This is a genomic window from Streptomyces sp. NPDC058470, from assembly GCF_042721055.1.
In the GTDB taxonomy this organism is placed as follows: Bacteria; Actinomycetota; Actinomycetes; order Streptomycetales; family Streptomycetaceae; genus Streptomyces.
In genome coordinates this window covers 203,438-214,444 of the sequence record NZ_JBHXMF010000001.1, presented here as the reverse complement: position 1 = coordinate 214,444, position 11,007 = coordinate 203,438, and the positions used below count along the sequence as shown (strand labels likewise).

The 11,007-nt window shown below is 69.8% G+C and carries 9 protein-coding genes; 4 read left to right on the top strand and 5 right to left on the bottom strand.

What is annotated here, in order from left to right; all coding sequences use genetic code 11:
* The coding region (locus ACFWP7_RS00975) for a TetR family transcriptional regulator (RefSeq protein WP_384373874.1) at positions 1–532 on the bottom strand (532 nt) is incomplete at its 3' end.
* Between the two features lie 142 nt (positions 533–674).
* On the opposite strand from ACFWP7_RS00975, the gene ACFWP7_RS00970 reads away from it, so the two are divergent.
* A complete protein-coding gene (locus tag ACFWP7_RS00970; protein WP_384373871.1) occupies positions 675–1,874 on the top strand; it encodes an IS701 family transposase in 1,200 nt (399 codons plus the stop codon).
* A 124-nt stretch (positions 1,875–1,998) separates the two neighbouring features.
* A complete protein-coding gene (gene pepN, locus ACFWP7_RS00965) occupies positions 1,999–4,572 on the top strand; it encodes an aminopeptidase N (RefSeq protein ID WP_384373868.1) in 2,574 nt (857 codons plus the stop codon).
* A gap of 140 nt (positions 4,573–4,712) precedes the next feature.
* Here pepN and ACFWP7_RS00960 read toward each other — a convergent pair whose 3' ends face one another.
* The 3 genes from ACFWP7_RS00960 to ACFWP7_RS00950 form a co-directional block, all read right to left on the bottom strand.
* Positions 4,713–5,504: an SDR family NAD(P)-dependent oxidoreductase gene (locus ACFWP7_RS00960; RefSeq protein ID WP_384373866.1), complete on the bottom strand. Its 792-nt coding sequence runs from the start codon at positions 5,502–5,504 to the stop codon at positions 4,713–4,715.
* Between the two features lie 104 nt (positions 5,505–5,608).
* Positions 5,609–6,382: a class I SAM-dependent methyltransferase gene (locus tag ACFWP7_RS00955; protein WP_384373863.1), complete on the bottom strand. Its 774-nt coding sequence runs from the start codon at positions 6,380–6,382 to the stop codon at positions 5,609–5,611.
* 74 nt (positions 6,383–6,456) lie between these two features.
* A complete protein-coding gene (locus ACFWP7_RS00950; RefSeq protein ID WP_384373860.1) occupies positions 6,457–8,211 on the bottom strand; it encodes an FAD-dependent monooxygenase in 1,755 nt (584 codons plus the stop codon).
* A gap of 199 nt (positions 8,212–8,410) precedes the next feature.
* Here ACFWP7_RS00950 and ACFWP7_RS00945 point away from each other — a divergent pair, with 199 nt between their 5' ends.
* The gene (locus tag ACFWP7_RS00945) at positions 8,411–8,998 is read left to right on the top strand and encodes a TetR family transcriptional regulator (protein WP_384373857.1); all 588 of its coding nucleotides are present in this window, start codon (positions 8,411–8,413) and stop codon (positions 8,996–8,998) included.
* 121 nt (positions 8,999–9,119) lie between these two features.
* Here ACFWP7_RS00945 and ACFWP7_RS00940 read toward each other — a convergent pair whose 3' ends face one another.
* Positions 9,120–10,016, bottom strand: coding sequence for a LysR family transcriptional regulator (locus tag ACFWP7_RS00940; protein WP_384373854.1), 897 nt, complete (start codon positions 10,014–10,016; stop codon positions 9,120–9,122).
* A gap of 120 nt (positions 10,017–10,136) precedes the next feature.
* Here ACFWP7_RS00940 and ACFWP7_RS00935 point away from each other — a divergent pair, with 120 nt between their 5' ends.
* The gene (locus ACFWP7_RS00935) at positions 10,137–10,979 is read left to right on the top strand and encodes an LLM class F420-dependent oxidoreductase (RefSeq protein WP_384373851.1); all 843 of its coding nucleotides are present in this window, start codon (positions 10,137–10,139) and stop codon (positions 10,977–10,979) included.
* Positions 10,980–11,007 lie beyond the last annotated feature (28 nt).

The following is an 11,007-nucleotide window of genomic DNA, read 5'->3' as shown; positions in this document are numbered from 1 at the left end:
GGCCTCCGCGGCCGGGCCGCTCCGGCCCGCCCCGGGCGCTCTCCGCGCAACTGCCCTCGACCAGCCAGGCGAGCATGACCGCGACGGTGTCCGGCAGCACCCCCGGCCGCAGTTCGTCCGCGTCGGCCGCGCGTTCCAGCAGGATCCGCAGCGCCCTCGTCCACTCCAGGGCCAGTTCCGCGTCCGGTCCGCCGTACGATGTGTCGCGCTCCAGCCGTACCGCCGCCCGGGCGACCACGTCGCTCTCCAGGATCCGCACCAGAGTGCAGGTCAGGTCCGCGAGCGCCACCAGCGGGGCCCGCGCCTCGCTCACCACACCCCGCGCCACCGGGGCGACGGTCTGATGACCCGCGGCCCGCACAGCGTCGGCCAGCGCTCCCTTCGTCGGAAAGTGAAAGGTCAGTGCCCCCATCGAGGTGCACGCTCTCTTGCTGATCCGGGCGAGCGAGGCACCCTCGTACCCTCTGCGGTCGAACTCGGCTGCCGCTGCCTGGATCAGGGCTTGCTGTGTCTGTGCGGCTCTTTCCTGCATGGACTGGCTCTCTTTCCGCCCGGCGTCCACCGGGCCCGAAGCCCCCGACTCGCCAAAGTAGTCGAATCTTGACCCAAAACAAAGAGAACGTTCTCTATGATTCTCTCGTTCGTCGGGATCGCACCGCACGAAGGGGGATGAAGTGTCGGCGATTCGAGAGACACGGCGTCAGCGGAACAGTCCCGCGGCATTCGCCGCGTTCAGCCAGCAGCTGTTCGGGCATCTGCCGCGAGTGGACCAGCAGAGGTGGGGGCGCGTTTATGTGCACGGCCTGCTCGCGACACCGGGCAAGAAATCGGTGCGCCGCATGGCGGAAACGGTGACCTCGTCGCCCACGGCGTCGCAGTCGCTGCAGCAGTTCGTCAACGCGAGCCCCTGGGAGTGGGAGGCGACAAGACAGGAACTGGTCCGGTGGGTCGACCAACGACTGCTCCGGCCCCGGGCGTGGACCATCGCCCCGACGGTGCTGCCCAAGCGCGGCGCCCACTCGGTCGGCGTACACCGCCGCTTCATCCGGGAACAGGGCCGCACCGTCAACTGCCAGCTCGGCGTGGCGATCTTCCTCGCCGGCAGTGGCGAGCAGATACCCGTCGACTGGCGGCTGCACCTGCCTGAGCGGTGGGCGGGCGACGAGGAGGCCCGCCGGCGGGCCCGCGTTCCGGACGAGGTAAGGCCGCAGCCACTGTGGTCGCACGCCCTGGGGCTCGTCGAGGCGCTGGCCGCGCAGCCCGGGCTCACCCCGTCGCCGGTCGTCGCCGACATGACCACGGTGACGGATGTGCGCCCGCTGATCGAGCGGCTGCACGGCCGGGGACACGGCTTCGTACTGGCGGTCGGCGGCCAGCTGCCCCTCGTCCGTGAGCCGCGCACCGGACGGCCGAGCCGTGAGCCCGTGTCTCCGGTGTCGGCCCGCCAACTGCTGCTCCAGGGCGGCACCCGGCACCCGGACGTGGCGATGACGACCGGGCCGGACGGCCTGCCCCGGCGACTGCAGGTCATCTCCAGCCCGGCGGAGATAGCGGGCCTGCGCCCCGACGGCGGCCGGGTCTCCTCCGTGGGCCGGGTCTTCGCGGAGTGGGACGCCGCCCGGCAGCGGCTGGGGCAGATCTGGCTCACCAACCTGCCCGACCGCAGGATGACGGACCTGCTGGCTCTTGCCGGACTGCACGGCGGTGCGCTGGAGACGGTGGAAACCCTGGGCGAGCACTACGGCCTGCTCGACTTCGAGGGGCGCTCCTACCCGGGCTGGCACCGCCATATGACACTCGTCTCGGCCGCCTACGCCTACGGCCTGCTGTCCGGCGCCCCGGCCACCCGGACGCCCCACATGCAGGCCGCCTGAGACTCCGCCGCCCCCAGCGCCCCACAGCGTTCGAACAAGTGGACGGCGCTACAGAACCCACGCGCTCAACGCGATGCTCCCGTGGAAGGATGGCGCAACCCACCCATAACGAGGAGATGACCGCGTGCCTGGCACAAACCTGACCCGCGAAGAGGCACAGCAGCGGGCGCAGCTGCTCACCGTTGACTCGTACGAGATCGATCTCGACCTCTCCGGCGCGCAGGAGGGCGGCACCTACCGGTCCGTGACCACGGTGCGATTCGACGTCGCCGAAGGCGGCGCCGAGTCCTTCATCGACCTCGTGGCCCCCACGGTCCACGAGGTCACCCTCAACGGCGACCCGCTGGACGTCGCCGCGGTCTTCAAGGACTCGCGGATCGCGCTCCCGAGTCTGCTGGCGGGGCGCAACATCCTGCGCGTGGTCGCGGACTGCGCCTACACCAACACCGGCGAAGGTCTGCACCGGTTCGTCGACCCCGTCGACCAACAGGCCTACCTCTACACCCAGTTCGAGGTGCCGGACGCCCGCCGCGTCTTCGCCTCGTTCGAGCAGCCCGACCTCAAGGCCACCTTCCGGTTCACCGTGAAGGCACCCTCCGGCTGGACCGTCATTTCCAACTCGCCGACGCCCGAGCCCAAGGACGACATCTGGGCCTTCGAGCCGACGCCCCGGATCTCGACGTACATCACGGCCCTGATCGTCGGCCCGTACCACAGCGTCCACAGCGTGTACGAGAAGGACGGGCAGTCCGTCCCGCTCGGTATCTACTGCCGTCCCTCGCTCGCCGAGTTCCTGGATTCGGACGCGATCTTCGAGGTCACCCGGCAGGGCTTCGACTGGTTCCAGGAGAAGTTCGCCTACGCGTACCCGTTCAAGAAGTACGACCAGCTCTTCGTGCCGGAGTTCAACGCGGGCGCGATGGAGAACGCGGGCGCGGTGACGATCCGGGACCAGTACGTGTTCCGGTCCAAGGTGACCGACGCGGCGTACGAGGTGCGTGCGGAGACGATCCTGCACGAGCTGGCGCACATGTGGTTCGGCGACCTCGTCACCATGGAATGGTGGAACGACCTGTGGCTGAACGAGTCGTTCGCCACCTACACCTCCATCGCCTGCCAGGCGTACTCCCCCGACTCGCGCTGGCCGCACTCCTGGACCACCTTCGCCAACTCCATGAAGACGTGGGCCTACCGGCAGGACCAGCTCCCGTCGACGCACCCGATCATGGCGGAGATCCGCGACCTGGACGACGTGCTCGTCAACTTCGACGGGATCACCTACGCCAAGGGCGCGAGCGTGCTCAAGCAGCTCGTCGCGTACGTGGGCATGGACGAGTTCTTCAGCGGTGTACAGGCGTACTTCAAGGCGCACGCGTACGGCAACACGCGGCTCAGCGATCTGCTGGGCAAGCTGGAGGAGACCAGCGGGCGTGACCTGAAGACCTGGTCGCAGAAGTGGCTGCAGACCGCGGGCATCAACATCCTGCGCCCGGAGGTCGAGACGGACGCGAACGGTGTCATCACGTCGTTCGCGATCCGCCAGGAGGCCCCGGCGCTGCCCGCCGGCGCCAAGGGCGAGCCGACGCTCCGCCCGCACCGCATCGCCATCGGCCTCTACAGCCTCGACGAGAGCAGCGGCAAGCTGCTCCGCGACGAGCGCGTCGAGCTGGACGTCGACGGCGACCTGACGGCCGTACCGGAGCTGATCGGCAAGCGCCGCCCGGACGTCTTCCTGCTCAACGACGACGACCTGTCGTACGCCAAGGTCCGCCTCGACGAGGACTCCCTCGCCTTCGTCACCGAGCACCTGGGCGACTTCGAGTCCTCCCTCCCGCGCGCCCTGTGCTGGGCCTCGGCCTGGGACATGACGCGCGACGCGGAGCTCGCGACCCGCGACTACCTCTCCCTCGTCCTGTCGGGCATCGGCAAGGAGTCCGACATCGGCGTCGTGCAGTCGCTGCACCGCCAGGTGAAGCTGGCGATCGAGCTGTACGCCGACCCGAACGCCCGCGAGGCCCTGCTGACCCGCTGGACGGACGCGACGCTGGCCCATCTGCGGGCAGCCGCGGCCGGCAGCGACCACCAGCTGGCCTGGGCGCGCGCCTTCGCGGCGACCGCCCGTACGCCGGAGCAGCTCGACCTCCTGGAGGGGCTGCTCGAAGAGCGCGAGACCATCGAGGGCCTCGCCGTCGACACCGAACTACGCTGGGCGTTCGTGGGCTGCCTCGCGGCGGCCGGCCGCTACGACGAGGCGGAGATCACCGCCGAGTACGAGCGGGACAAGACGGCGGCGGGTGAGCGGCACGCGGCCACCGCCCGTGCCGCGCGTCCCACCGAGGAGGCGAAGGCAGAGGCCTGGGCCGAGGTCGTCGAGTCCGACAAGCTCCCGAACGCCGTGCAGGAAGCGGTGATCGGCGGCTTCGTGCAGACCGGCCAGCGCGAGCTGCTCGCCCCGTACACGGACAGGTTCTTCGCCGTGGTCAAGGACATCTGGGAGGCCCGCTCGCACGAGATCGCCCAGCAGATCGCGGTCGGCCTCTACCCGTCGATCCAGGTCTCCGAGGAGACCCTCGCCAAGACGGACGCCTGGCTGGCCTCCGCCGAGCCCAACGCGGCCCTGCGGCGGCTGATCTCGGAGTCCCGCTCGGGCGTCGAGCGGGCGCTGCGGGCACAGGCGGCGGACGCGGCGGCGTCGTAGTAGTCGTAGGCGTCGTCGTAGTCGGTTGTACGTGGAGGGGGGCGCCCGGCGTTATGCCGGGTGCCCCCCTTTTTTGTTGACGACTGTCTGTTGACGACTGTCTGTTGACGACCCTCTGTTGACGGGTCTCTGTTGACGGGTCAGCCGGGGAAGATCCCGCCGGTGACGTTGACGAACGTGCCGGTGATGCCGCCGGCGTGGTCGGAGGCGAGGAACGTGGCCGTGGCGGCGATCTCGGGGAGGGTGGGGTTGCGGCGGGTCATGCGCATACCCGCCAGGTTGGCCAACAGGCCCTGGACGGCGTTCTCGTCGAGCTGCATCCCGCTGTCGACCGCCTTGAGCTTCTCGACGGTCAGGGTCTCGGGCACCCCGGCCGCCCACAGGCCCACGGCCCGCACCCCGCGCGGTCCCAGCTCCATCGCCAGATTGCGCACCAGCGTGTCGATCGCCGCGTCCGCCGGGCCCGTACCGCCCATCATCGGACTGCCGTGCGCCGAACCGCTGTTGAGGGTGAGGACCACACCACGACCGCGCTCCGCCATGTGCCGGGCGGCGGCGCGCGCGGTGATGAAGTTGGCGCGGACACCGGTCACCACGGGCCGTACGAAGTCGTCGACGGGCATGTCGAGGAGCGAGGCGCCCTGCACGTCGCCGCGCGTGACGAGGTTGAACGATACGTCGATACCGCCGCCGTCGCCGTCGGCCACCGACGCCGTGTGCGCCTCGACCGCCGCCTCGTCCAGCGCGTCGATCACGGCTGTCTCGGCGTGCCCGCCCGCCGCCGCGATGTCCTTGGCCACCGTGTCCAGTGTCTCCGCCGTACGCCCCACGAGGTGTACACGAGCACCCTCGCGGGCGAAGGCACGGGCGACCGCGCCGCCGATACTTCCACCGGCGCCGTAGACGATCGCGGTCTTGTCGCTGAGCAGCATGCTGATCTCTCCTCGGGATGCCCGTCGTACGCGTCGGTTGTACAGACCTGCGACGACCTCAATACTCATCGCCAGGCGACGCGGTCATCGCCGGTCATGGCTGCTTATCGCTTGCGCGCCGAGAGGAGCGGCTGAAAGAAGCCGCTGATCTCCGGTGCCGCCCACTCGGGCTCGATGAAGCCCGTCTCGGCGACGAAGCCGGTCAGCCTACGCCGGGTGAGGGCCCAGTAGGTGGTGCGCCGCACCTTGACGCGCCAGTCGTCACCGTCGGGAAGGAGCTGGAAGAACTCCAGGTCGTAGCGTTCGCCGTCGTCGTGCCAGTCCCAGAGCTGGAAGGTGACGGCTCGGCCGCCCGGCGTCCGCGCGAGCTGCGGAGGGGTCGAGACGGGCCGGGCCTCGAGGATCTCGTCGTAGGGGCGGGTGCTGATCATCAGCAGTCCCCCGCCGCGGAGGACGCGGCGCATCTCGGCGAGTGCCGCGAGGACGTCCTCCTCGGTGAGCAGGTGGGGAAGGGCGTTGTCGGCGCACACGACGACGTCGAACGCGGCGTCGGCGAAGGGCAGTTGCCGCATGTCGGCCGCCGCCGTGGGCAGTCGCACCTCGCGGAGAGCCGCCTCCCGCGCCGCGCGGCCGACCGCCACCGGACTGATGTCGGAACCCGTGACCCGGTGACCGCACCGGCCGAGCCCGATCGCCTGGGTACCGATCCCGCAGGAGCAGTCGAGCACCGACACGTGCCCCGCGCCGAGCCCCGCCCGGATCATCGCGTCCAGGGCCTCCCCCTGCCGGGCCATACTCGCGTCCCAGTCGGCATAGGTGAGGTGATAGTCGACCGCGAGCCGATCGTAGAAACGTGCCACCGAATCATCGTCGCCCATACCGCTCAGGCTAGTCGGCGGGGCTCGTCCTCGATGACGGACATGCAGGCCAACCGGCCGCCCCGCTGCGGCAGTTACTGACGGGGTGGGGCGACCAGGACCTGGCTGCCCAGCGCCGCGGTGAGCGCCGCCTCGACGGTGTCCATGTCCGGCGACTCCGCGGCCCAGGCCACGTATCCATCGGGCCGCACCAGCAAGGTCGTACGCCGCCCACTGGCCCAACTCTCCACGGCGAGACGGTCCTTGCGGCCCTCGCGCTCCCCGGCCTCGTACGCCCGTGCAGCCGCCCCCGGGGTGACGAGGACGAACCTGCCGCCGCGCAGGACCTCGTAGAGACGGCCGCTCCGCAGAGCGACGTCCGGTACGCGCGTGCCGACGAGGGGGTGGGAACCGCGCGGCGCCCCGTACCGGTACCCGATGCCCGTGATCTGGCCGGCGGCCTTGCGGCCGACGGGGCCGACGTGGTTGAAGAACGTGGTGAGGACGGCACGGAGCGCCAGGGTCCAGGGGTGCTTGGCCGTCGCGAGCCGTACGATTCCGCCACTGCTGCGCAGCACCGACCGGCCGACGGGGTGACGCTCGGCCTGGTAGGTGTCCAACAGGCCGGTGTCCGCATGGCCGTTGACGACCGATGCCAGTTTCCAGCTCAGGTTCGCCGCGTCCTGAAGGCCGGTGTTCATGCCCTGACCGCCGGCCGGGGTGTGGACGTGGGCCGCGTCCCCGGCGAGGAACACCCGGCCCACCCGGTAGGCCGGCGCCTGGCGCTCGTCGCTGTGGAAACGTGACACCCAGCGGGCGTCGCGCATCCCGTAGTCGCGGCCGAGGGTGAGCCGGACGATCTCCCTGATCTCGTCGAGCTCGACCGGCTCGCTGTCGGGCACGTCGCGGCCGCGTTGCCAGCCGATCACGCGGTGGTAGCCGTCGCCGAAGGGCGCGATGAAGGAGAAGGCGTCTCCGACGGCGTTGGCGGTCAGGATCTTCTCCGGCTGCTCGTCGAGCAACACGTCCGCGAGGACGACGGACCGGATGACCGACTTACCGGGGAACGGCAGCCCGATCGCGTCACGTACCGCACTGCGCATCCCGTCCGCCCCCACGACGTACGCGGCCCGCAGCCCCGCCAACTCGCCATCGGCACACCGAACTTGGAGGTTCACCCCGTCCGCGTCCTGGCTCAGCCCGGTCACCTCGGTCTCGTACACGAACCGCACCCCGGCCTCCTCCGCCCGCCGCCGCAACACCGTCTCCACTTCGTACTGCGGGATGACGAGGAGGTGGTTGAAACGGGACGGGAGCTTGTCGAGCCGGACGGTGAGCCGCCCGAAGAGCCGGATCCGGTCAAGGGTCTGCCCCTTGGCCTCGAGGTCGTCGGCGAGGCCGCGGGCGTCGAGCTGCTCCAGGCTGCGGGCGTGCAGAACGAAGGCGCGCGAGAGATTGCTGATCTTCTGCGGGCGCTTCTCGACGAGGGTGACGGGGACGTGGGCGGTCGCGAGGTCGCCGGCCAGCAGAAGGCCGGTGGGACCGGAGCCGACGACGATGACGGCGCTGGACGCGGGGGACTCGGCGGAGCCCGCGGACCCCGCGGATCCCGCAGGCTGGGCGGAAGCGGCCGAAGCAGGCGCCTCCGTGGCCGCGGCGCGCTCGGCGGACCCGGTGGGCGCGGAGGGCGCGGAGGGCGCGGAGGGCTCGGAGGGCGCGACGGACCCGGTGGGCGCGACGGACCCGGTTGATGCGGTGGACCCGGTTGATGCGGTGGACCCGGTGGACCCGGTGGACGCGGCGAACTCGGTGGACGCGGCGGATGCGGTGGAGCGGGTCTTGCCGTTCATGGCGGCCTCCTGAATGCCAACGCTTGTTGGTCAACACCTGTTAGACAACGCTTGTTGGACAACGCTTGTTGGTTAATACCCGTCTGCCAACACCTGATGGCCAACACCTGATGGCCAACACTTGTTTGCCAACGCTTGTTTGCCAACATAAGGCGACCTCCACTGGACTGTCAACGACTGTTGGCCTACGGTTGTTGGCATGGCCGTAAAGGAACCCCTCGCGAGCGCGGGCGCCCCCCGCCGCTCCGACGCCACCCGCACCGCGATCCTCGCGTCCGCCCGCGAACGCTTCGCGGCCGACGGCTACGAGCGCGCCACGATCCGCGCCATCGCCAAGGACGCACGGATCGACCCCTCCATGGTGATGCGCTACTACGGCTCGAAGGACGGACTGTTCGCCGCCGTCCTCGACGTCGATCTGCGGCTGCCGGATCCGCAGGGAATGGACCCGCACGACGTGGGCCGCGTCCTGGTGGGCCACTTCCTCGACCTCTGGGAGCGGAGCGAGGTGTTCACCGCGATGCTCCGCGTCGGCGTCACCAACGAGGCCGGCGCCGAGCGGATGCAGAGCGTCTTCAGGGACCAGCTCGCACCGGTCGCCCTGCGCGCCTGTCCCGATCCCGAGCAGGCGCCGGCCCGGGCCGCGCTCTGCGCCTCACAGCTGCTCGGACTGGCGCTCACCCGCTATGTCCTGCGGTTCCCGCCGGCCGTGGCGCTGTCCCGCGAGGAGATCGTGGTGTGGCTGGGACCGACGGTGCAGCGCTATCTGACGGCGCCGAACCCTTAGCGAGCACCAGCGGGGCCCACCACCGGGCCCGTTGTGTCGGCAGAGACCGTGTCCCCGCAGACATCGCGTCCCCTAAGCCATCTGACGTGTGGTGGGCTGAACTTGCTGTACGGGCAAGCCTCTACGAGCAGGTTGCCGTGCAGAGGCAACAAGCGTCGACGAAGACTCGTACGGCTTCGCGGTGGTCTCTTGTGCGCCAAACAACGGCGAGCTCACTGGAAGAGAGACCCGTGACCGGCCGACAGGTGACGTTTTCTCGCTTGTAGATCTCGGCGTTACCCGCGGAGAGGAGGACTATCCCGAGTCCTGAAGCGACCGCTTCGAAGGCCTCGTCTGCGGTTTCGGCCGTGGCCGCGATGCGCGCCGGTGACCGGCGACGATCGTTGCCGAGCCAGAACTCGCGGAGCGCTCCGGCCGTCGCCGGAAGGGCGATGAAAGGCTCATCGGCGAGGTCCTCGAAGGAGACGGCTGGGCGGTTGGCCAGATGGTGATCGGCCGGAAGAGCGACCCAACGATCTTCTCTGGTAATCACCTTCTGCGAGAAGTCGCCACTCGTCGGGATGGGCAGCCAGGCGATGGCGACATCGACATCGCTGCCGGCAAGTCCCACCGTCGGGTCGGCCCAGGTGATCTGGCGGAACTGGAGCCGCCAACCGGGAAGCAGCTTCTCCATCGTGGCGGTGACGGCCGGGATGAGTCCGCGACCGATGCCCGTTTGGAAACCGACCGTAAGTGTCGCGTCCTGGGTCGCCACGGCGTCAACCACCGCGCGCTGAGCCGCCTCCCATTGCTCGATCAGCTGCCGGGCATGGGGCAGGAGGGCTCTGCCCGCGGCGGTGAGGGTGACCGTCCGCCGGTCACGCTCGAAGAGCGCGGCCCGGAAGGAGAGCTCCAGTTGGCGGATCTGTTTGCTCAGTGTCGGCTGTGAGACGAAGAGCCGATCGCTCGCGGCTCGGGTGAAGTTGAGTTCCTCTGCGACCGCGACAAAGTAGCGCAGGTCCCGGACGTGGACATCCATAGCCAAAGGCTATAACAACGGCTCTTGGACAGATGGCGCGCGTGATTCCACGATTGATCGCGTGGGTGGAAGCAGGGCACCGGCGTTGTCGCCGCCCGGAGCGGAAGGAGGTGGGCGCCGGTGGAACTGGGCGTCAACGGGCTGAGCGCCAAGGCCACGCTGGGTTCTGTCGAGACGGTCCGGCTGGCCCGGCTGGCGGAGGAGTTGGGGTACCGGTCGTGGTGGGCAGGTGAGCACGTCGTGCTGCCCAGCCCTCGGGTACCGACCGCGCCGATGGAGCCGACGGATCCGATTCTCGACCCGCTGGTGCATCTGGCCTATGTCGCGGCCGTCACTGACCGGCTGGAGCTCGGCACCGGGATCGTCATCCTGCCGCAGCGCAATCCGCTGGTGCTCGCCAAGCAGGTCGCGAGCCTCGACGTGCTCAGCGGTGGCCGACTGCTTCTGGGGGTCGGAGCCGGATACCTCGAACCGGAGATGACCGCCGTCGGAGTGCCGTACTCGGAGCGTGGCCGGCGCACCGACGAGTACCTGGACGCGATGAGGGCGCTGTGGACCCAGCCCGCGCCGTCCTATCACGGCCGGTACGTGGCCTTCGATGGCGTCGACGCACACCCGCGGCCCGTGCGGGAAGACGGACCGCGGATCGTGATCGGTGGTCACAGCCCGGCCGCCTTCCGGCGGGCGGTCGCCCGGGGCCACGGATGGCTCGGCAATGGTGACAGCCCGGATGATCTCGCCGGGCATCTGGCCGAGCTGAGAAAGGCGGCCACCGAGGTCGAACGCCCGGAGTGGCTGGGCCGACTGGAGATCAACTTCATGCAGCTCTCTCCGGTGGACGCCGACGCGGCCCGGCGCTACGCCGATCTCGGCGTCGACCGGCTCGTGGTCTACCCACTTCCGCTGGAGCATCCGGCGGAAGTCGCCGCGTTCCTCGAACGTCACGCCGAACTGCCGCACTGACGTCGTTCGACATCTCCATGAGGAGCAG

Coding starts and splice junctions, on each gene's coding strand:
- ACFWP7_RS00960 (WP_384373866.1), bottom strand. CDS start 5,504: ATGCTGCTCAGCGACAAGACCGCGATCGTCTACGGCGCCGGTGGAAGT.
- ACFWP7_RS00950 (WP_384373860.1), bottom strand. CDS start 8,211: ATGAACGGCAAGACCCGCTCCACCGCATCCGCCGCGTCCACCGAGTTC.
- ACFWP7_RS00945 (WP_384373857.1), top strand. CDS start 8,411: ATGGCCGTAAAGGAACCCCTCGCGAGCGCGGGCGCCCCCCGCCGCTCC.
- ACFWP7_RS00940 (WP_384373854.1), bottom strand. CDS start 10,016: ATGGATGTCCACGTCCGGGACCTGCGCTACTTTGTCGCGGTCGCAGAG.
- ACFWP7_RS00955 (WP_384373863.1), bottom strand. CDS start 6,382: ATGGGCGACGATGATTCGGTGGCACGTTTCTACGATCGGCTCGCGGTC.